At 72.5% G+C, this 26647-nt stretch carries 25 protein-coding genes; 13 read left to right on the top strand and 12 right to left on the bottom strand.

From position 1 onward, the window contains the following. Positions 1-60: 60 nt before the first annotated feature. From ACF059_RS19350 to ACF059_RS19380, 7 genes are all read left to right on the top strand, one after another. Positions 61-1146: an alpha/beta hydrolase gene (locus tag ACF059_RS19350; RefSeq protein ID WP_392058577.1), complete on the top strand. Its 1086-nt coding sequence runs from the start codon at positions 61-63 to the stop codon at positions 1144-1146. Beyond that, complete coding sequence (locus ACF059_RS19355) at positions 1139-2353, top strand: acyltransferase (protein ID WP_392058580.1); 1215 nt, start codon at positions 1139-1141, stop codon at positions 2351-2353. Before ACF059_RS19350 ends, ACF059_RS19355 begins: the two co-directional genes overlap by 8 nt. Then, complete coding sequence (locus ACF059_RS19360) at positions 2346-3707, top strand: sensor histidine kinase (protein ID WP_392058583.1); 1362 nt, start codon at positions 2346-2348, stop codon at positions 3705-3707. Before ACF059_RS19355 ends, ACF059_RS19360 begins: the two co-directional genes overlap by 8 nt. Further along, on the top strand, positions 3704-4375 hold the full coding sequence (locus ACF059_RS19365) for a response regulator transcription factor (protein WP_360900571.1): 672 nt from the start codon (positions 3704-3706) through the stop codon (positions 4373-4375). The genes ACF059_RS19360 and ACF059_RS19365 overlap by 4 nt, the downstream gene beginning before the upstream one ends. 89 nt (positions 4376-4464) lie before the next feature. Continuing rightward, on the top strand, positions 4465-5814 hold the full coding sequence (locus ACF059_RS19370) for a sensor histidine kinase (RefSeq protein WP_392058586.1): 1350 nt from the start codon (positions 4465-4467) through the stop codon (positions 5812-5814). Continuing rightward, positions 5811-6470, top strand: coding sequence for a response regulator (locus ACF059_RS19375; protein WP_392058589.1), 660 nt, complete (start codon positions 5811-5813; stop codon positions 6468-6470). Before ACF059_RS19370 ends, ACF059_RS19375 begins: the two co-directional genes overlap by 4 nt. Positions 6471-6511: 41 nt before the next feature. Further along, complete coding sequence (locus ACF059_RS19380; RefSeq protein ID WP_392058592.1) at positions 6512-7720, top strand: cytochrome P450; 1209 nt, start codon at positions 6512-6514, stop codon at positions 7718-7720. A 24-nt stretch (positions 7721-7744) separates the two neighbouring features. Here ACF059_RS19380 and ACF059_RS19385 read toward each other — a convergent pair whose 3' ends face one another. Then, complete coding sequence (locus ACF059_RS19385; RefSeq protein WP_392059538.1) at positions 7745-8578, bottom strand: diacylglycerol kinase; 834 nt, start codon at positions 8576-8578, stop codon at positions 7745-7747. 184 nt (positions 8579-8762) lie between these two features. Here ACF059_RS19385 and ACF059_RS19390 point away from each other — a divergent pair, with 184 nt between their 5' ends. From ACF059_RS19390 to ACF059_RS19405, 4 genes are all read left to right on the top strand, one after another. Beyond that, on the top strand, positions 8763-10046 hold the full coding sequence (locus tag ACF059_RS19390) for an adenylosuccinate synthase (RefSeq protein ID WP_360900559.1): 1284 nt from the start codon (positions 8763-8765) through the stop codon (positions 10044-10046). Positions 10047-10214: 168 nt separating this feature from the next. Further along, the gene (locus ACF059_RS19395; RefSeq protein WP_392058594.1) at positions 10215-10703 is read left to right on the top strand and encodes a carboxymuconolactone decarboxylase family protein; all 489 of its coding nucleotides are present in this window, start codon (positions 10215-10217) and stop codon (positions 10701-10703) included. 130 nt (positions 10704-10833) lie between these two features. After that, the gene (locus tag ACF059_RS19400; RefSeq protein WP_392058597.1) at positions 10834-11739 is read left to right on the top strand and encodes a PP2C family protein-serine/threonine phosphatase; all 906 of its coding nucleotides are present in this window, start codon (positions 10834-10836) and stop codon (positions 11737-11739) included. Between the two features lie 44 nt (positions 11740-11783). After that, complete coding sequence (locus ACF059_RS19405) at positions 11784-12737, top strand: MASE1 domain-containing protein (RefSeq protein WP_392058600.1); 954 nt, start codon at positions 11784-11786, stop codon at positions 12735-12737. Between the two features lie 10 nt (positions 12738-12747). On the opposite strand, the gene ACF059_RS19410 is transcribed toward ACF059_RS19405, so the two are convergent. From ACF059_RS19410 to ACF059_RS19460, 11 genes are all read right to left on the bottom strand, one after another. After that, positions 12748-13632 (bottom strand): alpha/beta hydrolase family protein, encoded by an 885-nt coding sequence (locus tag ACF059_RS19410; RefSeq protein ID WP_392058603.1) that lies wholly within the window; start codon positions 13630-13632, stop codon positions 12748-12750. A gap of 171 nt (positions 13633-13803) precedes the next feature. Continuing rightward, positions 13804-15081: a kynureninase gene (gene kynU, locus ACF059_RS19415; RefSeq protein WP_392058606.1), complete on the bottom strand. Its 1278-nt coding sequence runs from the start codon at positions 15079-15081 to the stop codon at positions 13804-13806. Further along, entirely contained in the window at positions 15074-15922 is an 849-nt protein-coding gene (locus tag ACF059_RS19420; RefSeq protein WP_361942644.1) for a tryptophan 2,3-dioxygenase, read from the bottom strand. Before ACF059_RS19420 ends, kynU begins: the two co-directional genes overlap by 8 nt. Before the next feature lie 165 nt (positions 15923-16087). Continuing rightward, a complete protein-coding gene (locus tag ACF059_RS19425) occupies positions 16088-16501 on the bottom strand; it encodes a DUF3151 domain-containing protein (protein WP_361942647.1) in 414 nt (137 codons plus the stop codon). 102 nt (positions 16502-16603) lie between these two features. Beyond that, positions 16604-17317, bottom strand: a complete 714-nt coding sequence (locus ACF059_RS19430; RefSeq protein ID WP_392058610.1) for a ScbR family autoregulator-binding transcription factor — start codon at positions 17315-17317, stop codon at positions 16604-16606. Positions 17318-17471: 154 nt separating this feature from the next. Beyond that, positions 17472-18494 carry a class II fructose-bisphosphate aldolase gene (fbaA, locus tag ACF059_RS19435; RefSeq protein ID WP_360902484.1) on the bottom strand — a complete coding sequence of 341 codons (1023 nt, stop codon included), beginning with the start codon at positions 18492-18494 and terminating at the stop codon, positions 17472-17474. Between the two features lie 270 nt (positions 18495-18764). After that, on the bottom strand, positions 18765-19304 hold the full coding sequence (pyrE, locus tag ACF059_RS19440; protein WP_366866232.1) for an orotate phosphoribosyltransferase: 540 nt from the start codon (positions 19302-19304) through the stop codon (positions 18765-18767). Between the two features lie 31 nt (positions 19305-19335). Then, positions 19336-20124: an aldose 1-epimerase gene (locus tag ACF059_RS19445; protein WP_392058613.1), complete on the bottom strand. Its 789-nt coding sequence runs from the start codon at positions 20122-20124 to the stop codon at positions 19336-19338. Between the two features lie 60 nt (positions 20125-20184). After that, complete coding sequence (locus ACF059_RS19450) at positions 20185-21045, bottom strand: SRPBCC domain-containing protein (RefSeq protein WP_392058616.1); 861 nt, start codon at positions 21043-21045, stop codon at positions 20185-20187. 48 nt (positions 21046-21093) lie between these two features. Continuing rightward, entirely contained in the window at positions 21094-22740 is a 1647-nt protein-coding gene (locus tag ACF059_RS19455) for a polyamine aminopropyltransferase (RefSeq protein ID WP_392058619.1), read from the bottom strand. A gap of 153 nt (positions 22741-22893) precedes the next feature. Further along, entirely contained in the window at positions 22894-23442 is a 549-nt protein-coding gene (locus tag ACF059_RS19460; RefSeq protein WP_361949685.1) for a DUF2617 family protein, read from the bottom strand. A gap of 690 nt (positions 23443-24132) precedes the next feature. On the opposite strand from ACF059_RS19460, the gene ACF059_RS19465 reads away from it, so the two are divergent. Next, complete coding sequence (locus tag ACF059_RS19465; RefSeq protein ID WP_392058622.1) at positions 24133-25323, top strand: pyridoxal phosphate-dependent aminotransferase; 1191 nt, start codon at positions 24133-24135, stop codon at positions 25321-25323. A 133-nt stretch (positions 25324-25456) separates the two neighbouring features. Continuing rightward, positions 25457-26647 (top strand): hypothetical protein, encoded by a 1191-nt coding sequence (locus tag ACF059_RS19470; protein ID WP_392058625.1) that lies wholly within the window; start codon positions 25457-25459, stop codon positions 26645-26647.

Genomic DNA, 26647 nt, shown 5'->3' on the forward strand with positions numbered 1-26647 from the left:
CTAACTTCGGTAGCAGAACAGAAGGCTGACTGGCCTTCCGGCCGACCGAGGGAACACACCATGACGACGGGGACGACGGGTACGACCGACAGGGCGGGCACCACCGACACGGCGGGCAAGGCAGCAGGGGGGCCCGCCACGGCGCCCACCAACACGGCGCTCCCCACCGACACCGCACGCTCCACCCGTGCCCATGGCCGCCTGCGCCGCACCGCATTGGCCTCTCTGGTCGCCGCAGCGGTGGTCTTCCCCATATCGGCCGCAGCCTCCCCCGACGTCCCCGCTCCCACACCGGCGGCGTTCGCCGCGGACGCCACCCCGCAGACCCGGTACGCGGCCAACCGCGCCCATCTCGCCGAGGCGGCGCGTATGGCCCAGGACGCGGACCGGACCGGCCGGGCCTCCAAGCTCCGCACCATGGAGGCGGTGGAGGGGGTGGAGGCGGCCGGAGCGGCCCAGTTCCTCACCTTCGACGGCCGGGGCAAGGGCCGGGCCGTCGAGGTGTTCGGCGAGCTGGAGACCGCCGACCGGGTCACCGTCCTGGTGCCCGGATCGGACACCACCCTCGACACCTATGAGAGATTCCGTGCCGGGGCCGTCGCCCTCCAGCAGCGTCTCCAGACCGAGCATCCGCGTTCCGCGGTGGTGGCCTGGCTCGGCTATGACACCCCCGGCACGGTCAGCACGACCGTCCTGACCGCCGACCGCGCCGACGAGGCAGCCGCCGAACTGGCGCCCTTCCTCGACCGGTTGCGGGAGATGGCGGCGCCCGGCGCCCGTCTCTCCCTCCTCTGCCACTCCTACGGGTCGGTGGTCTGCGCCCGGACCACGACCGGGCCCGCGGTAGGCGACATCGTCCTGTTCGGGAGCCCGGGTACGGGGGCGGGTTCCGTCCGGGAGTTGCCGACCGGCGCCCGGGTCTGGGCCGGGCGGGGCACCGACGACTGGATAGCCAAGGTCCCGCACGTCCGGCTCGGGACGATCGGCTTCGGCGTCGACCCCGTCGACCCGGCCTTCGGCGCACGGGCCTTCGCCGCCGGCGCCGCCGGGCACAGCGACTACCTCAAGCCGGGCACCGAGTCCCTCGACAGCCTGGCCGCCATCGTCCTCGGCACCACCCCCGACCCGGAGGCCACCCATGCCTGAGCTCCGCGCCCGCTGGGCCGTCCTGGCGGCGGGTATCGACCGGGCCACCCCGGCCGGCCGTGACCGCACCGTGGACGCGCTGCGGGCCTTCGCGATCCTCGGTGTGGTGCTCGGCCACTGGCTCGTCACCGCCCTGACCTCCACCGACGGCGGCCTGCACACCACCAGCCCGCTGGCGCACATACCGTGGCTGGCGCCGGTGTCCTGGGTGTTCCAGACGCTGGCGGTCTTCTTCCTCGTCGGTGGTCATGTCGCCGCCCGCGGATATGCGGCGGCGCGCGGGCGAGGGGTCTCGTACGGCGCCTGGGTCGGCCAGCGGCTGGGCCGGCTGTTCCGTCCGGTCGCCGCGGTGCTCACCCTCTGGTCGGTCGTGGCGGGCGGGATGCTGATCGGCGGCGCGGAGCTGGACACCGTCCGGACGCTGGTCAGGCTGGTGATGTCGCCGCTCTGGTTCCTGCTGGTGTTCGCCGCGCTGACCGCCGCGACCCCGCTCGTGGCCCGGCTCCATCCCGTGTGGCCGTTGGCCGTGGTGGCAGGCGTCGACGTATGGCGCTTCGCCCTCGCGGGGCCCGAGTCGATCGGCTGGGTCAATGTGGCCGCGGGCTGGCTCGTCCCCTTCACCTTGGGCGCCGCCTGGTCCCGCGGGGCCCTCGCCGGGCCCAAGCGGCCCCTGTTCCTCCTGGGTGCGGGGACGGCGTCCACCGTCGCCCTGGTCCTGTGGGGCGGGTACCCGGCGTCGATGGTGGGTGTCCCCGGTTCCGCGCTGTCGAATCTCAATCCGCCGACGCTCGCCGCGGTGTCGTTCGGTCTGGCCCAGTGCGGTCTGGCCCTCCTGGTGCGCGAACCGCTGGCCCGGGCCATGCGGCGACCCTCGGCCTGGGCGAAGGTGGCTCTGGTAAACCTCTCCGCCATGACGATCTTCCTGTGGCACCAGACCGCCATGATGGCAGTCACCGCCCTCGGCCTGCTGGCCTCGACCGACCTGCCGGGACTGCACACCGTGCCCGACTCGGTGGGCTGGATAGCGGCCCGGCTGCTGTGGCTGCCGGTGTTCGCCGCCGCGCTGGCCCTGTGCTGGTCGGCGTTCCGGGCGTACGAGCAGCCCCGGCGCACCCGGCAGCCGGCGACCACCGTCCCGGGCGGTCGTGCTCCGCTCGCTGCCGTCAAGGAACCCCTGGCTCCCGTCAAGGAAAGCGTCCATGTCTAGGCCGGCGGGTGTGGACGGGCAGCGCGCGTCCTCGGCCGAGCCCTCGCCCGCCGGTTCCGGCAAGGGCCCCGCCCCGGCCGCGCCGCTGGCCCGTGAGCTGTTCACCCTGCGGCGCGATCCCCTGCCGAGGATGTCCCGGCCCCGGTGGCTGGCCCGGCTGCCGCACGCGCTGGTCGTCTATGCGGCCGCGTTCTTCGCCTTCCTCACCACCGAGCAGCTGCAGGACCACTACCACGTCCCCGGCGGCCCTCCCGTGGCGCTCGCCATCCTGACCGGCGTATCCATACTCCTCGCCATGTCCCGCCCGATCGCCGCCTGGTGGCTCGGCCTCATCACGGCGGCGCTGATGGCCTGGGCGCTCTACGGTCACGTGGGACAGGGACAGACCTGGCCCTGGACGCCCGGCGGGATGTTCGCGTTCGCCCCGCTGCTGTTGCTGGTCGCCCTGCGGGTACCGGCCCGGACCACGATCTGGGTCGTCGGCATCTCGGTCGCCTACACCGGGCTGGCCGAGTTGTCCTTCCGGCCGGACCACCACACGAGCACCGCCGTGGCGGCCACGCTCCTCTTCGGGTTCGTGGGTCTCCTCGGGTACGCGCTGCGCGCCCTGCGGCTGGCCCGCGGCGAACTGGTCGAGCAGGAAACGCTCACCGAGGCGGAGCGGGCCCGCCGCACCCTGCTGGAGGAGCGCAGCCGGATCGCCCGCGAGCTCCACGACGTCGTCGCGCACCACATGTCGGTGATCTCCATCCAGGCCCAGGTCACCCCGCACCTCGTGGAGAACCCGTCCGAGGAGCTCATGGAGAATCTGGCGGGCATCCGGGCGAACGCGCTGGAGGCCCTGACGGAGCTGCGGCGGGTGCTGGGCGTGCTGCGCTCCGAGCATCCGGACGATCCGGCGGCCCCGCCACATCCGCAGCCCACGCTGGCCGAGTTGGAGGGCCTCGTGGACAACGTGCGAGGGGCCGGGCTGGATGTCACCGTCGAGATCGCGGGCGCGCGCCGACCGCTGACTCCGGGCGTGGAACTCACCGCGTACCGGATCGTGCAGGAGGCCCTGAGCAACTGCCTGCGCCATGCGCCGGGTTCCCGGGTGGAGGTCGGCATCGCGTACGGGCCGCGCGACGTGCACCTGTGCATCGCCAACACCCCGCCGACCGGGCCGGTCCCGCCCTCGCACGGAGCGGGGCACGGGCTGCTCGGGATGCGGGAGCGGGCGGGCATGCTGGGGGGCGAGCTGGTCGCCGGCCCGCGCCCCGACGGCGGGTACGAGGTGGGGGCCGTGCTCCCGATGGATCCGCAGAACCTACCCGACGGCCCCGAGGCCGACCACGAGACGAAGAAGGCCCCATGAGCACCCCGATCAAGGTGATGATCGCCGACGACCAGATGATGGTCCGGCAGGGCTTCACCGTGCTTCTCAACGCCCAGCCCGACATCGAGGTCGTCGGCCAGGCCGTGGACGGGGCGGACGCGGTGAGCAAGGTCGCGGAGCTGGCGCCGGACGTGGTCCTCATGGACATCCGCATGCCGGGGGTGGGCGGGATCGAGGCCACCTCCGTCATCACCGGCGCTCCCGGCGCCACGGTGAAGGTTCTGGTGCTGACCACCTTCGATCTCGACGAGTACGTGTACGAGGCGCTGCGGGCCGGGGCCTCCGGTTTCCTGCTCAAGGACGCGTCGGCCGATCAGCTCGCCGAGGCGGTGCGCGTGGTGGCCGCCGGGGAGGCGCTGCTCTCGCCGAACATCACGAAGCGGCTGATCACGGAGTTCTCCCGGCTGGGGGCGCCGCGCGCGCCGTCGCGGGCCCGCATCGACGCGCTGACCGAGCGGGAGACCGAGGTGCTGTCGCTCGTCGCCCAAGGCCTGTCGAATGCGGAGATCGCGGCGCACCTGACCGTGGCGGAGCAGACGGTCAAGACGCATGTGGGGCGGATCCTGGTGAAGCTGGGTCTGCGGGACCGCACGCAAGCGGCCGTCTTCGCGTACGAGACGGGCCTGGTCCGCCCGACGGGCTACTGACCTGACCCGCGTAGTACTTGAGAGGGACTCCCCGAAATCCCCATCAGCGGCGACGCGGACGAGGGCGGCACAGACCTACGGTGGTGTGTATGACCGAAACGACCACCGGGGGGACCGCCCGGACGCCTGAGTTCCGACTGGCATCGGGGGTGATCGAGACCCTGCGCCAGGACCTCGTCACCGACGCCTTCGCCTACCGTCCCCTGCCCCCGCGGGAGACGCCCGGGTGGTTCATGCGACGTCTTCCCGAGGCGATACGCCGCCACTTCCCCTGGACGCGGTATGCGGCGGTGGGGGCGCTGGCCCTCTTCGTCATGGTGTTCACGGCGGGCTCGCAGTCGAGCTACCTCGGGGACACCGGGGAGTTGCTCATCGGGATGATATCGGCGGCCCCGGTCCTGATGACGCTGGTGCGGCCGATCGCCGCGTGGTGGGCGGCCGTCGCGATGACGGTGCTCTTCGCCGCTCTCGGCAGCGAGGCGAGCTGGCCGTGGGCCCCGGGCAGCTTCCTCGCGTACATCGCCGTCATGGTCCTCGTCACCCTGCGGACCGGGCCCCGCGTGGCGGCCTGGATGTGGACGCTCACCCTCGGACTCGGCTTCGTCGTCTCGGTGGTGCTCGGGAACGGGTACGCGTACGAGGTGGGGACGAATCTGCCCGAGATGGCCGTCACCTCGGCCTTCGCCCTGGCGATCGCCAGCAGTGTGCAGATACGCCGCCACGCGAAGGCGGAGGTGAGCGCGCAGCAGGAGGTCACCGCGGTCGAGCGGGACAAGCGCACGCTGCTGGAGGAGCGGACGACGATCGCGCGGGAGCTGCACGACGTGGTGGCCCACCACATGTCGGTGGTGGCGATCCAGGCCGAGGCCGCGCCGTACCGGGTGAAGAATCCGCCGCCGGAGCTGGAGGCGGCGTTCGTCACCATCCGGGAGAACGCGGTGGCGGCCCTGACGGAGCTGCGGCGGGTGCTGGGTGTGGTGCGCTCCGCGGACTACGAGGCCCCGGACGCCCCGCAGCCGACGCTGGCCTCGCTGGACGGGCTGCTGGCCAACGTCAGGGAGACCGGGCTCAGCGTGGAGAAGTCGGTCACGGGCGCGGTGCGGGAGCTGCCGCAGGGCGTGGAGCTGTCGGCGTATCGCATCATCCAGGAGGCTCTGAGCAACACGCTGCGGCACGCGCCGGGCGCAGCGGCCCGGGTGGAGATCGCCTATGTGCTGGGCGGGCTGGGGATACGGGTCGTCAATGAGGCGGCGACCGGGGACGCGCGGCCGTCGCCGGGGGCCGGGCACGGGATCACGGGGATGCGGGAGCGGGTGGCCATGCTGGAGGGGGAGATGACCGCCGGCAGGACGGAGGCGGGAGGGTACGAGGTGGCGGTGTTCATACCGGTGCGCACCCGTGCGGAGGTCCTGCCGGAGGCGGCGGAGGGGGCGGTATGACGATCAGGGTGCTGATCGTCGACGACCAGATGATGGTCCGCGAGGGCTTCTCCGTCCTGCTGAACGCCATGGAGGGCATCGAGGTGGTGGGCGAGGCCGTCGACGGCCGTGGGGCCATCGCGCAGGTGGCGGCGCTGCGGCCGGATGTGGTGCTGATGGACATCCGGATGCCCGAGATGAACGGGCTGGAGGCGACACGGGAGATCATGGCGGCCGACACGGACGCGAAGGTGCTGGTCCTGACGACCTTCGACCTCGACGAGTACGTGTACCAGGCGCTGCGGGCCGGGGCCTCCGGCTTCCTGCTCAAGGACGCGTCGGCCCGTCAGCTGGCGGACGGGGTCAGGGTGGTGGCCTCGGGAGAGGCCCTGCTGGCTCCGTCCGTGACCAAGCGGCTGATCGCGGAGTTCTCGAAGATCTCCCAGTCCCGCAGGCTCGCGGACCCGGACGGGGTCGGGGAGCTGACGGAGCGGGAAACGGAGGTGCTCGTGCTGATCGCGCAGGGGTTGTCCAACGCGGAGATAGCCGACCGGCTGATCGTCGCGGAGTCCACCATCAAGACCCACGTGAGCCGGATCCTGGTCAAGCTGGGCCTGCGCGACCGCACCCAGGCGGCCGTCTACGCCTACGAGACACGGCTGGTGACGCCCGCTTAGCCAGGGGACAGGCCGCGTGGTCAACCGCCTAGGCTGCGGGGATGGGCTTTGATCCGTGGGATGCCGCGTTCGTCGCCGATCCGTACCCGGCCTACCGGGAGCTGCGCGAGCAGGGGCGGGCCGTCTGGTGGGAGGCCACCGGGCAGTGGCTGGTACCGCATTACGCCGATGTGAGCGCGCTGCTGCGGGACCGGCGGCTGGGGCGGACCTACCTCCACCGCTTCTCGCACGAGGAGTTCGGGCGTGAGGCGCCGCCGGCCGAGCACGAGCCCTTCCACGTGCTCAACGGCAACGGCCTGCTCGACCTGGAGGATCCCGCGCACGCACGGGTGCGCCGGCTGGTGGCGAAGGCCTTCACCCCGCGGACGGTGGAGCGGCTCGTGCCCGCCGTGCGCCGGATGGCGGAGGAGCTGGTGGGGCAGCTGCTCGCCGACGGGGGCGGGGACCTGCTCACCACCGTCGCCGAGCCGCTGCCGGTGGCGGTGATCGCGGAGCTGCTGGGCGTGCCCGAGGCCGACCGGGGGCTGCTGCGGCCCTGGTCGGCGGACATCTGCGGGATGTTCGAGCTCCGGCCCGACGAGGAGACCGCCCGCCGGGCGGTGCGGGCGAGCGTCGAGTTCAGCGCGTACCTGCGAGGGCTGATCGCCGAGCGGCGCACGCGCCCCGGCGAGGATTTGATCTCCGGTCTGATCGCCGCCCACGATGAGGAGGGCCGGCTCAGCGAGCAGGAGATGATCTCCACCTGTGTGCTCCTGCTGAACGCAGGCCACGAGGCGACCGTCAACACCACCGTGAACGGTTGGTGGGCACTGTTCCGAAATCCCGGACAGCTCGCCGCGCTCCGCGAGCGCCACGATCCCGAAAAGTTGTCCACAGCTGTGGATGAACTCATGCGGTACGACACACCCCTCCAGATGTTCGAGCGCTGGGTGCTCGACGACATCCGGATCGGGGACACCGCCATCCCCCGCGGAGCCGAGGTCGCGCTGCTCTTCGGGTCCGCGAACCGGGATCCCGCGCGTTTCCACGAGCCGGACGCGCTGGACCTCGGGCGGGCCGACAATCCGCACCTGAGCTTCGGCGCCGGGATCCACTACTGCCTCGGCGCGCCGCTGGCACGAAGGGAGTTGGAGGCCTCGTTCGGCGCCCTGCTGGCGGACGGGGTCCCGCCGGTGCGGCTCGTCGAGGAGCCGCGGTGGCGGGACGGCTACGTCATCCGCGGACTGGAGCAACTCCTCGTGGAGTTCTGACCGTTACCGCACACGCTGCCCCGCTCAGCGGGGCAGCGTCAGCGACCATGCCCCCGGGCGCAGGGTCCAGGTGCGGCGGCGGACCGGGCCGGTCATCGCCGCGTCGGCGCGGTAGCGGAAGTCCGCGCCCGACACCGTCACCGTCTTCGCTCGGGCCGTCACCGTCGAGTCGGCGAAGCCGCCGCCCGTGCGGACCACGACCTCCGCCAGGCCGCCGTCGTCCCGCGTGCGGACCGAGAGGTCCTCCACCGGCTCGTCCACGTCCGCCAGCAGCACTCCGTCCGCCTCCACCCGCAGCCGGTGGCGCCCCGCGGCCGCGCCGCCCGCCGCCACCGCCGCCGGGCGGACGAGCGTCCGCACCAGCGAGCGGTACGCACTCCACACCGACGGCCCGGCCGGCCGCGGGACCCTCCCCGCCGGCGGGATCCGCAGCCCGCCCAGCACCACCCCGTCACTGTCGTCGACCAGCAGGTCACACATCCGTACCGACCCGTCGAGCACCGCCCGGGCCGCGGAGACGGCGGACAGCGGCACACCGAGGGACCTCGCCAGCCCCAGCGACCCCACGGGACCCACCGGAACCAGCGCCAGGGCTCCCTCCCCCAGCCCTCGCTCGCGGTGCAGCAGCCCCACGGCACGCACCAGGGCGCGGTCGTCGCCCACGATCACCGGCCGCCGATGACCCCTGCGGGCCAGAGCCCGCGCAAATTCCTCCGGTGAGTCCGGCAGGCAGATTTTCGCCGCCGCGCCTGCTGACAAGACATCCTTCGCGATCCGCACGGACTCGCCGTCAAGACGGCGGGCGACCGGGTCGACGAGCACGAGCAGGCCGCCTACCGGCGCGCCCGCATGGCTCATGGTGGGCTCTGGAGCCGACACCTCGGTCCTTCCTCGGGTAGCATCTTTGTGCAAGAGGCCCTTGCGCTATTGCGCCAGGGCCTTCGTCTATTCCGGGGTACCGGTCCGACGGCTCAGCCTGCGGTGTACATCGTCGTACGCCCCCTGACCTTGGACATGCCCCATCCGGAAGAGGTGTACGCCTGTGCCCGCTCTTGTGCTGCTCGGAGCTCAGTGGGGTGACGAGGGCAAGGGAAAGGCCACCGACCTGCTCGGTGGATCCGTTGACTATGTAGTGCGCTATCAGGGTGGCAACAACGCCGGCCACACGGTCGTCGTAGGCGACCAGAAGTACGCGCTGCACCTTCTCCCTTCCGGCATCCTCTCCCCCGGATGCACCCCGGTCATCGGTAACGGCGTCGTCGTCGACCCGGCCGTCCTGCTCTCCGAGCTGCGCGGCCTCAACGAGCGCGGCATCGACACCTCCAAGCTGCTCATCAGCGGCAACGCGCATCTGATCACGCCGTACAACGTCACCCTCGACAAGGTCGGCGAGCGCTTCCTCGGCAAGCGCAAGATCGGTACGACCGGTCGCGGCATCGGTCCGACGTACGCGGACAAGATCAACCGCATCGGTATCCGCGTCCAGGACCTCTACGACGAGTCGATCCTCACCCAGAAGGTCGAAGCGGCGCTGGAGGGCAAGAACCAGCTCCTCGCGAAGCTGTACAACCGCCGCGCGATCGACGCCGCCGCGATCGTCGAGGAGATGCTCCAGTACGCGGAGCAGATCAAGCCGTTCGTCGCCGACACCACCCTCATCCTGAACAACGCGCTGGACGAGGACAAGGTCGTGCTCTTCGAGGGCGGCCAGGGCACCCTGCTCGACGTCGACCACGGCACCTACCCCTTCGTCACCTCGTCGAACCCGACCGCCGGTGGCGCCTGCACCGGTACGGGTGTCGGCCCGACGAAGATCAGCCGCGTCATCGGCATCCTGAAGGCCTACACGACCCGCGTCGGCGCCGGCCCGTTCCCGACCGAGCTGTTCGACAAGGACGGCGAGGACCTGCGCCGCATCGGCGGCGAGCGCGGTGTCACCACCGGCCGTGACCGTCGCTGCGGCTGGTTCGACGCGCCGATCGCACGCTACGCCACCCGCGTGAACGGCCTCACCGACTTCTTCCTCACCAAGCTGGACGTGCTGACCGGCTGGGAGCAGATCCCGGTGTGCGTCGCGTACGAGATCGACGGCAAGCGCGTCGAGGAGCTCCCGTACTCGCAGACCGACTTCCACCACGCGAAGCCGATCTACGAATACCTCCCCGGCTGGTCGGAGGACATCACCAAGGCCAAGACCTTCGAGGACCTGCCGGCGAACGCCCAGGCGTACGTCAAGGCCCTGGAGGAGATGTCGGGCGCCCCGATCTCCGCGATCGGCGTCGGCCCCGGCCGCACCGAGACGATCGAGATCAACTCGTTCCTCTAGGCGGTTCCCCCGAAGGGGCGGCAGGCGCACCGGCGCCCGCCGCCCCTTCGGCGTCCCGCGGCAGCCCGCGCAAAAGAAATTTCCCGATCCCGGTCACACTCGGGCGCCGGCATCCGTCAGTGCTGTGAAGACCACAGCGACCACAGCACTGAAGGAGAGCACGCCGCCATGACGAACACCTCGATCTCGCGGATGCCCAACCCGGCCGAATTCGTCCCCGAGCTGAACGACATCAGCGCCGCCCTCTTCCGGGCCACCGGGAACCACTCGGTACCGCGCACCACCATGAGCCTCGTCCACCTGCGCGCCGGGCAGATCGTCGGCAACACCTACCTGACCGTTCTGAACACCGGCTTCCTGCGCAAGGCCGGGGTGGCCGAGGAGCGCATCACCGCCGTCTCCTCCTGGCAGGACGCCCCCTACTTCACCGCCGCCGAGCGCGCCGCCCTCGCCCTGGTCGAGGCCACCCTCCAGCCCGCCCCGCCCGGCCGGGAGCGCGTCAGCGACGCGCTGTACGCCGAGGTGGCCGAGCACTACGACGAGAAGGCGCTGGCCACGCTGACCATCGCGATCGGCCAGATCAACTTCTTCATCGCCCTGGCGGTCATCGGCAAGCCCCAGCCGGTCACCTCGCTCGCCCAGGAGCAGTGGGACTGACCAGCCCGTACGAGGCCCCGGACGGCTCTCGGCGGGCGGGTTCCGGGGGGCCGGAAATATGATGGGCACGGTCCTTTCGGGCAGTGGTACCAGGGACGGACGGGCGGATGGATGCACCTCGGAGCGTTCCATGACGCCGCGCCGTACCCCGCGGGTGGCCAGCGCCGACCTGCTGACCACGCTCGGGCGCCTGACCGCCGAGGCGCGCCAGGGCGTGGAGCTCCAGCAGGCCCGGGTGGAACTGGCCGAGGCCCTGCAGCGCGAGATGCTGCCGGCCTCGCTGCCCGTCGCGCCGGGACTGCGCACCGCCGCCCGGTACTCGCCCGCCCGGCACGGCCTGGACATCGGCGGCGACTGGTACGACGGCTTCCAGCTGCCCGAGGGCGCCCTCGCCTTCTGCATCGGCGACGTCCAGGGACACGACGTCGACGCGGCCGCCTTCATGGGGCAGGTCCGGATCTGCCTGCGCGCCGTGGCCGCGGTGGTCGTGGACCCGGGCGAGGTCCTGAGCCGGGCCAATGAGGTGCTGCTCTCGATGGACCGCGAGCTCTTCGCGACCTGCAGCCTGCTGCGCTTCGACCCGGACACCGGCGAGCTGGAGAGCGCCCGGGCCGGCCACGTGCCCGCGGTCTGGGCCACGGTCGACGGCCGGTACGGCGTGGTGGAGGACGACGGCGGGCTACCGCTGAACCTGCTGCCCGGGTCGGGGTACGCGGTGACCCGGCGGCGGCTGACGACGGCCGGGTCGATCGTCCTGCTCACCGACGGCGTGGTCGAGGGACCGAGGTTCCCGATCGAGGTGGGACTGGAGCGCGTGGTCCGCGTCGTCAGGGAGGCGGCGGGCACCGATCCCGACGAGCTCGCCGCGGAGGTGATGAAGGTGGCCGACTCCACCGGTCACGCCGACGACGCCGCGGTGCTCGTGCTCAGCCACGACGCGATCGAGCCGGCACCCGAAGCAGAAGCAGAACCAGAACGAGAAACAGAATCAGAAGCCTCAGGCACCGGAGCCGCCGCCGGACCCGAAGCCCCGTAGCGCGTGTCACTCCCCGCCCGGACCCGGCGCTGTTGTCTGATGCTGTGGTGCGCACCGAGCCATGGCGACGTCTCCCCGCGGTTGTTCTCCTGATCCTCGCCGTCGCCCTCGCCTACTACGCGACCGGGCGGCTCGGCCTGAGCCAGCGCGTGGTCGTCGACGGGGCGGAGGTCACGCCCCTGTGGCTGCCCACCGGCATCGCCCTCGCCTCCCTGCTCTGGCTGGGCCTGCGGATCTGGCCGGGGATCGCCCTCGGCACGTACCTCGCGATCGAGCGGATCAGTGAGTTCAGCGTGTCGGGCCTCGGCATCATCGCGGGGAACACCCTCGCGCCGGTGTGCGCGTACCTGATGCTGCGCCGGGCGGGTTTCCGCGTCGAGGTGGACCGGCTGCGGGACGCACTGGCGCTGGTCTTCCTGGGGGGACTGCTGCCGATGCTGATCAGCGCCACGGCCGGCACGTCGACCCTCGTCCTGACCGGGGACCTGCCGTGGAGCCGGTTCTGGCCGGTCTGGTCGGCCTGGTGGGCGGGCGATGCCATGGGCGTCCTCGTCCTGACCCCCCTGCTGCTCGTCCTGCGCAGGGCCCGCATGCCCCGGGACGGCTACCGGGGTGTGGAGGCGGCCGCCCTGGTGGTCACGTCCGTCGTCGTCACCCTCGTGGCGACCCGGAGCTCCCTGTCGGTGCTCTTCCTCGTCTTCCCGCTGCTGATCTGGGCGGCCGTGCGCTTCCAGCACGCGGGCAGCGCACCCTGCGCCCTGCTCGTGTCCGTCCTGGCGATCTCGGCGGCGACCGACCACACCGGACCGTTCGCCGACCACAGCCTCCTGGAGGTCATGGTCAACCTCCAGGCGCTCAACGGAGCGGCGGCCCTGACCGGGCTGCTGCTGTCGGCGCTCGTCACCGAGCAGAACAACATCCGGCTCAGGATCGAGCAGGTCTGCGAGGACCTGGCCGAACTGGTGGACCACCTCGCCCCCGACAAACGGGACCGGTGAGACCGCGCCGCTACCAGGCCAGTTGCGCGATCTCCTCCGACACCACCGCGCACGCGTCCGCCGCCGGGTCGATCAGCGGGAAGTGGCCGACCCCCGACAGCAGGGTCAGGCCGACCGTCTCGCCCGCCTTGGCGGCGGCGGCCACGTACGACTCCGCCACCTCCTGCGGCACCACGATGTCCTCCCGCCCCTGCACCACCGTCGTCGCGATGCCCGTCGGCAGCAGCGCCGCCGGGTCCGCGTACGGGAGGCGGCCCGCGAAGGACTCCTCGCCGCCCAGCAGTTGCCCGCTCGCGCCGCCGCACACACCCAGCTCCTGCGCCACCGTGAAGTCCGCGATCGGGGCCAGCGCCACCACGCCGCGCAGCATCGGCGGTGCGGGCAGCCGCCACCCGGCCGGGGCGTCGTACGGGAGCACGTGCCGGCCGGCGGCCCACAGGGCCAGGTGTCCGCCCGCCGAGTGGCCGGTGATCACGACGCGGCGGACGTCGGCCTGCGGCAGCGCGGTGGAGACCAGCGCCGGCAGGGCGTCCATCGCGGCGGCCACGTCGTCGAAGGTCTCCGGCCAGCGCCCGGCGACCGGTCCGTCCGCGCCCTGGTGCGGCACGGGACTCCCGCGGCGGTACTCGACGTTCGCCACGGCGAAACCCTGGCGGGCCAGGAAGTCCGCGAAGGGCGTGACGTGCTGACGGTCGTACGGGGCGCGCCACGCGCCGCCGTGCAGGACCACCACCAGCGGGGCGGGACCGCGGGCCGCGCCGCGCGGGGCGTAGAACTCGACGACCTGGTCGGGGTGTTCCCCGTACGCGGCGGCCGCATCCGGCGCCACGGACGGATGGGAGAAGGCCGAGGCGGCCTCGGCGGCGTCCCGTTCCACTGCGGCGGGGTCCGTCATCGGCTCAACCTCTCGGTAACGCGTGGGACAGCGGGGACAGGTGTTCCGGTGTTCCGGCAGAGCGGGACCGTATCAGTCTGGAACAGCCCCTTCCGTGCGGGGTCCGGAATGTGACCGGGCGGACGGAGCCGTAGCCCCGCCCGCCCGGTGATGTGACGTTTCGCTACTGAGTCACCCGAAAATGTGACCCAGCGTGCGCGCGGCACGCTCCGCGTCGGCGAAACCGACGTAGAGCGGGGTGAAGCCGAAGCGCAGGACGTCCGGCGGACGGAAGTCGCCGATGACGCCGCGGGAGATGAGCTCCCGCATGACCTCGCGGGCGTTCTCGGTACGCAGCGTGATCTGGCTGCCGCGGATCTCGTGCTCGGCGGGGGTGACCGACTCGACCTTGCCCTGCGGGACGTACGCCGCCACGCATTCGAGGAAGAAGTCGGTCAGGGCCAGCGACTTGTCCCGTACCGCCTCGATGGACACCCCGTCCCAGACGTCCAGCGCCGACTCCAGCGCCAGCATGGACAGGATGTCCGGGGTGCCGACGCGGCCGCGGGTGGCGCCCGGCGCCGCCTCGTAGGCCGGGGTCATCCCGAAGGGGTCCGCGTGACCGGTCCAGCCGGGGAGCGGGGAGTCGAAGCCGGCCTGGTGCCGCTCGGCGATGTACAGGTACGCCGGCGAGCCGGGGCCGCCGTTGAGGTACTTGTACGTGCAGCCGACCGCGAAGTCGACCGCGTGGGCGTCGACGCCGACGGGCAGGGCCCCGGCCGAGTGGCACAGGTCCCACACCGTGATCGCCCCGGCGGCGCGGGCCGCCGCGGTGAGGCCGGCGAGGTCGTGGAGGCGGCCGGTGCGGTAGTCGACGTGGTTGAGGAGGACCACGGCGGTGTCCTCGTCCATCGCCTGCGCCGCATGCGCGGGGTCCACCGGGGTGACGGTCAGGCCCGTCATCCGGGCCGCCGACTGCGCGATGTAGCCGTCGGTGGGGAAGGTGGCGGCGTCGACCAGGAGCCGGGTCCGGCCCGGGGCGGCGAGGCGGGCGGCGGCGACCAGGGCCTTGAAGAGGTTGACGCTGGTCGAGTCGCCCACGACGACCTGGCCCGCGGCCGCGCCGATGAGGGGGGCGATCTTGTCCCCGATGCGCTCGGGGGCGGTCCACCAGCCGCTCTCGTCCCAGGAGCGGATGAGGAGTTCTCCCCACTCGTGGGAGGCGACGTGCGCGAGGCGGTCGCGGACGCCCACCGACAGCGCGCCGAGGGAGTTGCCGTCCAGGTAGACGACCCCCTCGGGGAGGGTGAAGCGCTCGCGGAACGCGGCGAGCCCGTCGGCGGCGTCGAGCTCGGCGGCCCGGGCGCGCAGGTCCGCCGCGCCGGAGGCGTCGGGCAGGGCGGGGGAGGACGGCTCGGACAGGTGGGTGCGGAGGGCGTCGGGCAGGGCCGCGCGGAAGGTGTCAGACATGGCTGCGCGCCGTCCACAGCTCCGGGAAGACGTTCTTGGTCGCGCGCTTCTCCAGCCAGGCCACGCCGGCCGAGCCGCCCGTGCCCGTCTTCGCGCCCATGGCGCGGCGGGTGGCGACCAGGTGGTCGTTGCGCCAGCGCCAGACCAGCTCGGCGACGTCCGTCAGGACCTCGCCGAGGCGGTGCAGGTCCAGGTGCTCGTCCGGGTTCGCGTAGAGGCCCGTCCAGACGGCCTCCACCTCGGGCGAGGGCTCGTAGCGCTGGGCGAGGTCGCGGTCCAGGACGGCGGCCGGTACCGGGAAGCCGCGGCGGGCGAGGAGGCGCAGGACCTCGTCGTAGAGGCTCGGCTCGTGCAGGGCCTTCTCCAGCTCCGCGTGGACGCGCGGGGCGCCCCGGTGCGGGACCAGCATGGAGGCGGACTTGTCGCCGAGCAGGAACTCCATCCGGCGGTACATGGCCGACTGGAAGCCGGAGCCCTCGCCGAGCGCGGAGCGGTAGGCGTTGAACTGTCCCGGGGTCAGCTGGGCGAGCGGGCGCCAGGAGGCGTTGAGGGCTTCGAGTTCACGGAGGGAACGTTTCAGCGCGTCCATCGCGACCGGGATGCGGTCCTCGCGCAGGGCCTTCGCGGCGGTTTCCCACTCGTGGACGATGACCGTGAACCACAGCTCCATGACCTGGGTCGTGACAAGGAAGACCATCTCGCCCGGGTCGTCCGAGCGCAGGTGCTGGAGGTGGGTGAGGACGTCCGCCTGGACGTAGTCCTCGTACGGGGTCGTGCCGTCGAAGTCGAGGTTCGGGGTGTCCGACCCGCCGACTCCGGAGGCATCAAGGGTGTTCGACATCGCTGTCTCCTCGACACGTGCTTCCGGGTAGCGGTCCGCTCCTTCCGTGAGGTGAGTGGAGCCCCGGTCCCCTGCCCGCATCATAGGACCCCGTCGCGCCGGCGCTCCAGCGGTGAGTGACGCAGACCACACATTTCGGGCCGCGTCACTCCCCGCCGTACGGGCTCAGGCGCTCAGCGTGTCCGCCGCGGTCTCGGAGGAGTCGCGCAGGAAGGTCGAGCAGCGCTCGTACTCCTCCTTCTCGCCGATCGCGCCGGCCGCGCGGGCCAGTGCGTGCAGGGCGCGCAGGAAGCCGCGGTTCGGCTCGTGCTCCCACGGCACCGGGCCGTGGCCCTTCCACCCGGCGCGGCGCAGCGCGTCGAGGCCGCGGTGGTAACCCGTACGGGCATAGGCGTACGACTCGACCGTGCGGCCGGCGGCGAAGGCCTCGTCGGCCAGCAGCGCCCAGGCGAGGGAGGAGGTGGGGTGCGCGGCCGCCACCTCGACGGCGGGGGTACCGGCGGCGAGGGCCTCGCGGCCCGGCTCGTCGGGGAGGTGGGTGGGGGCGGGGCCCCCGAGCAGGTTCTGGTGAATGGACATGCCCCCAGTCTGCCGGTCCGCCGCCTCCGGGCCGAGCCTTGGGGCGCCCGGCGGGGGCGCGTGGTGTCCGGCGGCCGGGCTACGGCGGTCGGGTGGCGGCAGTCAGCCCGCGGCAGCCCTCTCCGCGGACTCGGGGCCGGGCGGGCTCGCACAGTCGCACGCCTCCGCCCCGTCCGGGCCGTGCAGCGCCCTGGCACCACGGCCGGGCGCGGTGTCGAGCCGGGCGGCCACGGCCGGGACCACCAGGCTCGGCAGCACGCTCGTGTAGAGCGCCGAGACCTCCCGGTCCAGTTCGAGACCGAGCGTCTGCGACATGACGTTGAGCCCCGCGAAGGCGCCCACCACCAGCCGCGAGGGCCCCGCCGGCTCCACGTGCGCGAGCAGTTCGCCGCGCTCCTTCGCCTCCGCCATCAGCGCGGTGTGCAGCTCTATCCACCCCTGGTACGGCCCCGCGCGGTCCAGCTCCCGGCCGCTCTGCTCCAGGGTGAGGCGCGCGCTGCCGCGCATCAGCACGTCGTGCCGCAGACGGTGGGAGAAGATCATGCCGACGTCGACGAACTCCTGCGCCTTGAACTCCTGCGGGGTGCACGGCGCGTGCGTGGTCACCTGCGCGTCGATGACGGCCTGCGCCAGGTCCTCCTTCGACTCGAAGTGGAAGTAGAGGGCGCCCTTGGTGACCTTGGCGAGGCTGACGATCTCCGTCAGCTTGGCCGCGTCGTAGCCACGGTCCTCGAAGACCACGGCGGCGGCTTCCAGGATCGCCCGGCGGGTCCGCACCGCGCGGTCCTGCTTCGCCTGCGGCCGTCCGGCTCTCATGTGTACCCGTCCCCTCTCCACGCCCACGCCCACGCGCATACCCCGTCCCCCGGCCTCGTCGGATTCGCCCGACGACGCCGGGGGTGACGCGGAAGGGCCCGGCCCCCGTCGTGAGACGGGAACCGGGCCCTCCACGCAGTCTGCCGGGAAACGACTACTTCAGCTTGGTACCGGTGGAGCGCAGGTTCGCGCACGCCTCGGCGACACGCGCGGCCATGCCCGCCTCGGCGGCCTTGCCCCAGGTGCGGGGGTCGTACTTGGACTTCGTGCCGACCTCGCCGTCGACCTTCAGCACGCCGTCGTAGTTGCGGAACATGTGGTCCACGACCGGGCGGGTGAAGGCGTACTGGGTGTCGGTGTCGAGGTTCATCTTCACGACGCCGTTCTCCAGCGCGGTGGCGATCTCCTCGGCCGTGGAGCCCGAGCCGCCGTGGAAGACGAAGTCGAACGGGGAGGCCTTGCCGTACTTCTCGGCGACACCCGCCTGGAGGTCCTTGAGGAGCTCGGGGCGCAGGACGACGTTGCCCGGCTTGTAGACGCCGTGGACGTTGCCGAAGGAGGCGGCCAGCAGGTAGCGGCCCTTCTCGCCCAGGCCGAGGGCCTCGGCGGTGCGCAGCGCGTCGTCGACGGTGGTGTAGAGCTCGTCGTTGATCTCGTGGCTGACGCCGTCCTCCTCGCCGCCGGTCGGGGTGATCTCGACCTCAAGGATGATCTTCGCGGCGGCGGCCTTGGCAAGCAGCTCCTGGCCGATGGCCAGGTTGTCGGCCAGGGTCTCGGCGGAGCCGTCCCACATGTGCGACTGGAAGAGCGGGTTCAGACCACGCGCCACGCGCTCGGCGGAGACCTCCAGGAGCGGACGTACGTAGCCGTCCAGCTTGTCCTTGGGGCAGTGGTCCGTGTGCAGGGCGACCGTGATGTCGTACTTGGCGGCGACGATGTGCGCGAACTCGGCCAGGGCGACGGCGCCGGTGACCATGTCCTTGTTGTGCTGGCCACCCAGGAACTCCGCACCACCGGTGGAGATCTGGATGATGCCGTCGCTCTCGGCCTCCGCGAAACCGCGCAGTGCAGCGTGCAGGGTCTGGGAGGAGGTCACGTTGATGGCCGGGTAGGCGAACTTGCCTGCCTTCGCCCGGTCGAGCATCTCGTTGTAGACCTCGGGGGTTGCGATGGGCATCTGTCCGCTCCTTGGATGTGCGGGGAGTGTGCTTATTGCGGGCCCTGACCTGGGGGCGACGTCATCGTCGCGCCTATCTTTCCAGACTCCGCCCGACACTCCACCCTGCCCGTCCCACAGTGCGGTCCGAACGGCTGGGATGTTTCACGTGAAACATCCCAGCGGCTCGAAAAAGCCCAGGTCAGGACCTCCCCGGCACCCCTGACAACCTTCGTCGCCAGTTCCGCGGGTGACCGGTCCGGAGCCCCGGAGGAGGTCCCAGAGGGGGTCCTAGGACAGGCCGAGGTCCTCAAGGTGGTAGCCGGTGAGGTACGGCAGACCGGCCGCGGCGATCGCGTCGGCCGCGCCGCGGTCGACGATCGTCGCGACGGCGACGACCTCGCCGCCGGCCTCGCGGACCGCCTCGACCGCGGTCAGCGGGGACCCGCCGGTGGTCGAGGTGTCCTCGACCACCAGGCAGCGCTTGCCCTTCACGTCGGTGCCCTCGATGCGGCGCTGCATGCCGTGCGCCTTCTGCGCCTTGCGCACGACGAAGGCGTCCAGCCGCTGACCGCGCGCGGCGGAGGCGTGCAGCATCGAGGTCGCGACCGGGTCGGCGCCCAGGGTCAGACCGCCCACGCAGTCGAAGTCGAGCTCCGCGGTCAGGTCGAGCATGACCTGACCGACCATCGGGGCCGCCTCGCCGTCGAGGGTGATCCGGCGGAGGTCGATGTAGTAGTCGGCCTCACGGCCGGAGGAGAGCGTCACCTTGCCGTGCACGACGGCCTTGTCCTTGATCTGCTGCAAAAGCGCATCGCGTACGTCAGTCATGGCCCCGAGCTTAGAGCCTGCCCCCCGGCGCCTAGCGAAGCCGCCGCCAGGTCCAGGTCGTGGAGATCTCCAGCGGGTCCACGGGGGTGACCAGGCGCGGGAGGGTGTTCAGCCCGTTCGGCGGGCCGGACTGGGGTTCCACGCAGACCGCCTCGGGGTCCTCGTCGTAGACGACCACCCATTCGTCCCGGCTGGTGAGCCTCAGCTCCAGCGCGCCGGGCCAGGTGAGGGTGACGTCGACCCCTTCCGGCATGCCGAAGCAGTCGTCCCAGGGGCCGGGCGTGGGGTCGATGCGCTTGCCGGTGGGGAGGTGGTCGGGGCCGCGCTCCTCCTGCCAGGCGGGCTCGAAGGCGAGCTGTACGTCCCCGCCGCCGGCGCCGAGGTCGCGCCGGAACCAGGGGTGCCAGCCGGCCTGGGCGGGGAAGGAGTCCCCGTACGTCTCGACGCCCAGGGTGAGGGTCAGCGAGTCCTCGGCGAGCGCGAAGACCTGGGTGACCCGGCCGGGGTACGGCCACGGCGCGACGAGGTCGTAGGTGAAGGCCGCCTCGGTCGCGGTGGCTCCGGCACCGCGCCAGGGCGCGTCGCGGCCGAAGCCGTGGAGGGCGTGCGGCGGGTGGTTGACCGGCATCTGGTGGACGGCCGCGCCGTCGCGGAACTGGCCGTTCTCGATCCGGCCGCACCACGGGACCATCGGAAAGGACCCGTAGTGGGGCCCCTGGCGCAGCAGTTCGGTGCCGTCGATGCGCAGGCTGCTGATCCGGCAGCCGTTCTCCTGGTCGACGGTCACCTCGGCGCCGCCGGCCGTCAGTTGCGTAGTCATACGGTGGAGGTTAGGCGGTGCACCGCCGTATCCCCGCAAGGAACCAGGGCCAGGCAGGGCCTAACGGCGGCGGCGCAGGGCGCGGCCGATGACGACGGCCGAGGCCAGGGCGAGGGCGGCGGCCGGGGCGATCCAGCGCAGGCTGTCCCCCGCCGTGGTGGAGCTGGGCGCGGGGACCGGGGCGTAACGGCCCCGCGGGGGCGCGTGGTCGACCTCCTCCGCGCTGCGGCCGATCATCGTGCGGCGGGCGTGGGCGGCCTCGGCCGGGGGCCGCGGGGCCCCGTCGAAGTCGTCGAACTCGCCCGCGAGGAAGGGGTCCAGGGTCGGCGGCGGCACCTCGGTCTCGAACAGCGAGGCGGTGACCTCCCCGAGCCCCTCGTCGAGCGCCTCCCCGGTCCCCGCGACGTCCTCGGACCCCTCGGCCTCCTCGGCGTCCGCCACGGGATCGCTCACCTCGGCAGCCGCCTCCTCGGCGGACAGGTCGTCCCCCGCGGCGGCGGCAGCGGCGAGCTGCTCGGCGGCCCGCTCCAGCATCCGCCGTACGGCCGCGCCCGCGGCCTCGGGGGTGAAAGCGGCGGCGCGCCCGTCGGCGGTGCCCCCGGCGGTGAGGTCCAGCCGGGTCCCGCCCTCGGCGCCGGCCAGCCGCAGGTCGAGGGAGAAGCTCACGGTCCCGCTGCCCCGGGCCTCCGTGCCCTCGCCGTCGACGGTGAAGTGGGCGGGGTCCCGCTCGGTGACGCTCAGGGCGCCCCGGTAGGTCACGGTGCTCCCGCCGACCCGGACCTTGAGCCGGCCCGCGAGCGGCCCCGTGCCCGTGTCGGCGTCCTGCTGCCATCCCGGCATGCATCCGGCCAGCCGGGCCGGGTCGCGCAGCACGGCGCGGAGATCGTCTGCCGGTACCGGAACGAACACCTGATGCTCCATGCGGTCGAGCCTACCGAGTGGGGGGTGTCCGGGGCGTCAGGTTGCCGGTCAGGAATACCTGGGGTGCGGCAGCGTCGACGGCGGCAGCCCGGGCACCCGGGTGCGCTCCGCGTCCCGTGCGGCGTCCTGCAGGGAGCGGGTGGACAGCGAGCGCAGCCCCGGCGTGTCGCGGTCCACGTGCAGCGGGGGGACCTCGTCGCGGGCGGCCAGGACGAAGCCCCAGTCCTGCGTGGGTGCGCCGGTCGCGCGCAGCGGGCTGCGGTCGGTCCCGGCGGCGAAGTCCGAGAGGCGTCCGCCCGCACTGTAGGGGGCGGTCCGCAGGCCCGCCGCGCGCAGGGTGGAGTCGACGGTCCAGTACGTACGGGGCCGCGTGGCCAGCGGCCCCGCGTGTACGGCGATCCGGCCGCCCGGGCGCAGGGCCCGCGCGGCCAGCCCGTAGAACTCCTGCGAGTACAGCTTCGTGTTGCTGGGGGTGATCCCGGGGTCCGGGAGGTCGCAGACGATGACGTCGAACCGGCCCCCGGCGGCCTGTCCCCTCAGCCAGCGGAACGCGTCCTGGTGGACGACGGCCAGGCGCGGGTCCTCGAACGCGCCGGCGTTGAGCGCGGAGAGCTTCGGATCGGTGCGGGCGAGCCGCACCACGCCCGGGTCGATGTCGACGACGGTGAGGGAGGTGACGTCCTCGTAGCGCAGCACCTCGCGCGCGGCGAGCCCGTCACCGCCGCCGAGGACCAGGACCCGGGCGTGCGGACCGGTCATCGCGGGGTGGACCAGGGCCTCGTGGTAGCGGTACTCGTCGTAGCCGCTGACCCGCAGCCGCCCGTCGAGGTACAGGTCGAGGGAGCGGGGGGAGCCGGCCGTGGGGCCGGTGAGCACCAGCTCCTGCACCCCGGTCTGGACGGCGACGCGGACCTCCTCGCCGTAGACGGCGCGCCGGGCGCCCCGCTCGAAGTCCTCGGCGAACAGCGTCGCGGAGGCGAGGACGGCCAGGACGGCCACGTTCGCGGTGATCAGCAGCCAGCGGCAGCGCCGGCTCAGGTCGCGGCGGAACAGCCACAGGACCAGCCCGCCGCCGACGATCACGTTGACCGTGCCGGTGAACACGGCTCCGGTGAGCTGGCCCAGCATCGGCAGCAGCAGGAAGGGGAAGGCGAGGCCGCCGACGAGGGCGCCCACGTAGTCGGCGGCGAACAGGTCGGCGACGGCCCCGCCCGCGTCCTGTCTGCGGATCCGCTGGATGAGGGCCATCAGCAGCGGGATCTCCGCGCCGATGAGCACCCCGATGGCGAAGGAGAAGGCGACCAGCGCGGGGCGGGACTCCCCCAGCCAGGCGAAGCTCGCGTACAGGGCCATGGCCGAGAGCCCGCCGAGGAGGGCGAGCCCGGCCTCGATGGCGCCGAAGCCGAAGGCCGGGCGGTGGCGCAGGCGTTTGGCGAGCAGGGAACCGACGCCCATGGCGAAGACCATGACGGACAGCACCACCGACGCCTGGGTGACGGAGTCGCCGATCAGGTACGTGCCGAGGGCGAGCAGCTCCAGTTCGTACACGAGACCGCAGGCGGCGCAGACGAACACGGTGGCCAGGACGAGGAGTCGGCCGGTCCGGGGCCGTACGGGCAGGGCGGCCGGGACGGTCTCCTTACCCGTGGGCTCCGGAGCCGGAAGCACCCGGCGCGGGACGGAACGGTCGATCATGCAGCGAACCGTACGTCACCGCCCACCGGCACCCGGTCACCCACATGGGTGCAAGTGGCGTGCTGGTTGGGCCAGTTGGCGTAGTCGATTCCCCACGATCACAACGATCGGGCAACGCCGCCACCCGGTCCGGTCTCTCCGCACGCCACCCCCTCAGAGCAGCGCGGGTGACTCCACGACGGCCGCCGCCGGGGCGGCCGTGCGCACCCCCACGCGCGTCCTGGTGGCCACGAGCTGGCCCTCCTGCGGGTAGGCGTGCCAGGTCCGCCAGCGCACCTGCCCCTCGTGGCGCTGCGCGAGCATGGCGGTGAAGGCGTGCGGACTGCCGGGAAAGGTTCCCGCTAGTCCGTTCGGGTGGTCCGCCACCAGTGCGAGCAATTCCTGCGCCCGCCCCGCGAAGGACCCCTGGGACAGGGTCTCGACCCGCGCGGCGAACTCGTACTCCCAGTCGCCCACCCGCTTGGCCACTCCCAGGGGCAGCGGCGTCCTGCTGCCGGGCATGCAGGCGACCGTCTCCGAGCACAGGACCTCGCCCTCCTCCAGAAGTACCTGATGGGAGGCGCCGAGCAGGCGCAACTCGACCTTCGCGCCGGACAGTTCGAGGTGCAGTACGGCCAGGGCGGGCAGCCGGTCCCGGCCCAGGGCCCAGGCGAGGTCGGCGGCACGCGTGTCGGTGTACGAGGTCTGGAGGGTCGTGAGCATGAGTCGGCTCCGCAAACGCGCGAGGGAGAGGGGCCGGGGCCCGCCAGCGGTAGTCAACGGGTGGGGGGACACCGGCACGGGTCCACAGGAAGTCCAGGGGGGTGGTCCGAGGACTGGTCTACTCAACCGAGGGAATCATGAAAGGCACGGCACTCACAGCGTTTTTACCCAACATGAAGTGGTTTACATCCCCCCGGGGGCTCCGCAGTTCAGGTGTTCAGGATGTTGCGTCCCGCGCGTCGTGGTGCATGGGCGCACGAGAGGGCGCACGACGGAGAGCAGACCGTCGAACGCCCTCGTCGGAACGGTGCCGCGGTCAGCTCGAACCGCACCCCCCGCCACCGCAGGACGAACCGCAGGAGGACGAACTGCCACAGGAGGACGAACTGCCGCAGGACGAGCCGGAGTGGCCTCCGGCGCCATCGCCACCGCCGGCCCACCAGCTGCTGCTGCTGCCGGAGGAGGAACCGGACGAGGATCCGCCGCCACCGCCGCCCCAACGCACCAGCATCATGACCACGAACGCGACGCCCAGCACTCCCAGTACCGCGAAGCCGTAGACCACGGCTGCCCCCTCTCTCACGCCCGGGTTGCCCGGGGGCGGGATCCCCGCGTCCCGCGTGCAGGGGGGATTCCCTCCGGCCGCTCGGCCCAAAGCACACTTGAGCAACTCCAGAGCTTGCCCGCAGGATGGCGCCCATGAGCGCACCCGTGAGCAGCGACCGCCCCTTCCTGAACCGCCGTCTGGCGGCCTTCGGCACGACGATCTTCGCGGAGATGTCGGCGCTGGCCGCCCGCACCGGTTCGATCAACCTCGGCCAGGGCTTCCCCGACACCGACGGTCCGGCGGAGATCGCGCAGGCGGCCTCGCGCGCCGTCCTCGACGGCCGCGGCAACCAGTACCCGCCCGGCCCCGGCGTCCCGGAGCTGCGCACCGCGGTCGCCGCCCACCAGCAGCGCTTCTACGGGCTCTCCTACGACCCCGACACCGAGGTCCTGGTCACGGCGGGCGCCACCGAGGCCATCGCCGCCTCCCTCCTCGCCCTCCTCGAACCGGGCGACGAGGTCATCGCCCTGGAGCCGTACTACGACTCGTACGCGGCCTGCATCGCGATGGCCGGCGCGGTCCGCGTCCCCGTCACCCTGCGGCCGCACGCAGGAGCCTTCGTCCTCGACCTGGACGAGCTGCGCGCCGCCGTCACCCCGCGCACCCGCCTGCTCCTGCTGAACACCCCGCACAACCCGACGGGCACCGTCCTCACCCGCGAGGAGCTGGCCGCCGTCGCCGCCCTCGCCGTGGAGCGCGATCTGCTGGTCGTCACGGACGAGGTGTACGAGCACCTGGTCTTCGAGGGCACCCACACCCCCCTGGCGGGCTTCCCGGGCATGCGCGAGCGCACCGTCACCATCTCCTCCGCCGGCAAGACCTTCTCCTTCACGGGCTGGAAGGTCGGCTGGGTCACGGCGCCCCCGGAGCTGGTCACGGCGGTCCGCTCGGCGAAGCAGTTCCTCACCTACGTCTCCTCGGGCCCCTTCCAGTACGCGATCGCCGAGGCCCTGGCACTGCCCGACACCTACTACGACGCCTTCCGCGCCGACCTGGCCGCCAAGCGCGACATCCTCGCCGACGGACTCACGGCCGCCGGCTTCGAGGTCTTCCGCCCGCAGGGCACCTACTTCATCACCACCGACATCACCCCGCTCGGCGAGAAGGACGGCCTGGCCTTCTGCCGCGCCCTGCCCGAACGCTGCGGCGTGGTCGCCATCCCGAACCAGGTCTTCTACGACGACAAGTCCGCCGGCGCCGCCCAGGTCCGGTGGGCCTTCTGCAAGCGCGAGGACGTCCTGCGGGAGGCCGCCGCCCGGCTGCGGCTGCTCTAAGGCGGCGCTGCCCCGTCCGCACCGTGCGTGCTTGCGGGGGCCCCGAAACCGGTGTGAAGCTGATCGCCTGAACGTGCCCGAAGCCCCCACCGCCCGGTGGGCGGACCAACCGAGAGCTGGAGTGTCGGGATAGATGGCAACGGGCAGAGCGACCGTGTCCGCGTCGCCCTTGGAGATGCGCGCGGTACGGGCCGTACGGTCGGCTGCGCCGACGACGGTGATCGCACTCGGGGTCTTCGCGGCCGTACGCGGGGCCGGCGTGCTGGTCCTCGCCCTCGGCTCCTGGTGGGCCGGCCGGGATCCGCTGCGGGTGCTCGGGCAGTCCTGGGACTCGGTCTGGTACCTCGGGATCGCCGCCAACGGCTACGGGCGGACCGTGATGTCGCCCAGCCCCCTGACCGGCACCGGCTTCGTCCAGAGCGACTACGCCTTCTTCCCGCTCTACCCGGCGCTGATACGGATCGTCTCCGAGATACTGCCCGGCGGGCTCGTCCCCGCCGGGCTCCTCGTCGCCTGGGTCTCCGCCGCCGTCGCCGCCGTCGGGATCTACCGCGTCGGGGAACAGGTCATAGGGCCGCGCGCCGGACTGCTCCTCGTGGGGCTGTGGGCGGCGCTGCCGCACGCGGTGGTCCTGACGCTCGTCTACACCGAGCCGCTGCTGGCCGCCTTCGCCGCGTGGGCGCTGTACGCGCTGCTGCGCGGCCGCTGGCTGTGGGCCGCGGGCCTCGCCGTGCTGGCCGGGCTGACCCGGCCCACCGGGCTCGCGGTGGCCGCGGCCGTGTCCGCCATGGCCCTGTACACGATCCTCGCGCGCAGGTCCCGCGCGCCCGAGGTGTGGCTGGCCGGGCTGCTGGCGCCGGTGGGGTGGGCGGCGTACGTCGTGGCCGTCGGGACGAAGGTGCAGGACCCCTTCGGCGGCTACTTCGCCGTGCAGCGCAACTGGGGTTCGCGCTTCGACTTCGGCGGCGGGGCGCTGCGCTCGGCGGAGCAGGTGCTGACCGGCGGGCACGTGCCGCTCGCCACCACGGTGACGGTGGTGCTGCTGGCCGTGGCGGGGCTGCTGGCGATGCTGCTGGTGCTGGACCGCACCCCGCTGCCGCTGCTCGCGTACACCGCGATACTGATGGTGATCACCTACGGCGGCGCCGGCTTCTTCGAGTCCAAGCCGCGCTTCCTGCTCCCGGCCTTCCCGCTGCTCCTGCCGCTGGCCGCCGTCATGGCGCGAGCCCGGCCGCGCACCGCGGTCGTGGTGACCGCGGTGGTGGCCGGGCTCGGTTACGGCTACGGGCTCTACCTGCTGCTGGTGGCCCGCGTACCGCTGTGA

Source organism: Streptomyces sp. NPDC016562 (genome assembly GCF_043076955.1).
Taxonomy (GTDB): domain Bacteria; phylum Actinomycetota; class Actinomycetes; order Streptomycetales; family Streptomycetaceae; genus Streptomyces.

Bases quoted from the DNA above. Each gene is read 5' to 3' on its own strand.
- ACF059_RS19370 (WP_392058586.1), top strand. From the start codon at position 4,465: ATGACCGAAACGACCACCGGGGGGACCGCCCGGACGCCTGAGTTCCGA.
- ACF059_RS19365 (WP_360900571.1), top strand. From the start codon at position 3,704: ATGAGCACCCCGATCAAGGTGATGATCGCCGACGACCAGATGATGGTC.
- ACF059_RS19450 (WP_392058616.1), bottom strand. From the start codon at position 21,045: ATGGAGCATCAGGTGTTCGTTCCGGTACCGGCAGACGATCTCCGCGCC.
- fbaA (WP_360902484.1), bottom strand. From the start codon at position 18,494: ATGCCCATCGCAACCCCCGAGGTCTACAACGAGATGCTCGACCGGGCG.
- ACF059_RS19385 (WP_392059538.1), bottom strand. From the start codon at position 8,578: ATGAGCCATGCGGGCGCGCCGGTAGGCGGCCTGCTCGTGCTCGTCGAC.
- pyrE (WP_366866232.1), bottom strand. From the start codon at position 19,304: ATGACTGACGTACGCGATGCGCTTTTGCAGCAGATCAAGGACAAGGCC.
- ACF059_RS19470 (WP_392058625.1), top strand. From the start codon at position 25,457: ATGGCAACGGGCAGAGCGACCGTGTCCGCGTCGCCCTTGGAGATGCGC.
- ACF059_RS19425 (WP_361942647.1), bottom strand. From the start codon at position 16,501: ATGTCCATTCACCAGAACCTGCTCGGGGGCCCCGCCCCCACCCACCTC.
- ACF059_RS19430 (WP_392058610.1), bottom strand. From the start codon at position 17,317: ATGAGAGCCGGACGGCCGCAGGCGAAGCAGGACCGCGCGGTGCGGACC.
- ACF059_RS19460 (WP_361949685.1), bottom strand. From the start codon at position 23,442: ATGCTCACGACCCTCCAGACCTCGTACACCGACACGCGTGCCGCCGAC.
- ACF059_RS19455 (WP_392058619.1), bottom strand. From the start codon at position 22,740: ATGATCGACCGTTCCGTCCCGCGCCGGGTGCTTCCGGCTCCGGAGCCC.
- ACF059_RS19350 (WP_392058577.1), top strand. From the start codon at position 61: ATGACGACGGGGACGACGGGTACGACCGACAGGGCGGGCACCACCGAC.
- ACF059_RS19380 (WP_392058592.1), top strand. From the start codon at position 6,512: ATGGGCTTTGATCCGTGGGATGCCGCGTTCGTCGCCGATCCGTACCCG.
- ACF059_RS19445 (WP_392058613.1), bottom strand. From the start codon at position 20,124: ATGACTACGCAACTGACGGCCGGCGGCGCCGAGGTGACCGTCGACCAG.
- ACF059_RS19355 (WP_392058580.1), top strand. From the start codon at position 1,139: ATGCCTGAGCTCCGCGCCCGCTGGGCCGTCCTGGCGGCGGGTATCGAC.
- ACF059_RS19465 (WP_392058622.1), top strand. From the start codon at position 24,133: ATGGCGCCCATGAGCGCACCCGTGAGCAGCGACCGCCCCTTCCTGAAC.
- ACF059_RS19420 (WP_361942644.1), bottom strand. From the start codon at position 15,922: ATGTCGAACACCCTTGATGCCTCCGGAGTCGGCGGGTCGGACACCCCG.
- ACF059_RS19395 (WP_392058594.1), top strand. From the start codon at position 10,215: ATGACGAACACCTCGATCTCGCGGATGCCCAACCCGGCCGAATTCGTC.
- ACF059_RS19375 (WP_392058589.1), top strand. From the start codon at position 5,811: ATGACGATCAGGGTGCTGATCGTCGACGACCAGATGATGGTCCGCGAG.
- ACF059_RS19360 (WP_392058583.1), top strand. From the start codon at position 2,346: ATGTCTAGGCCGGCGGGTGTGGACGGGCAGCGCGCGTCCTCGGCCGAG.
- ACF059_RS19410 (WP_392058603.1), bottom strand. From the start codon at position 13,632: ATGACGGACCCCGCCGCAGTGGAACGGGACGCCGCCGAGGCCGCCTCG.
- kynU (WP_392058606.1), bottom strand. From the start codon at position 15,081: ATGTCTGACACCTTCCGCGCGGCCCTGCCCGACGCCCTCCGCACCCAC.
- ACF059_RS19400 (WP_392058597.1), top strand. From the start codon at position 10,834: ATGACGCCGCGCCGTACCCCGCGGGTGGCCAGCGCCGACCTGCTGACC.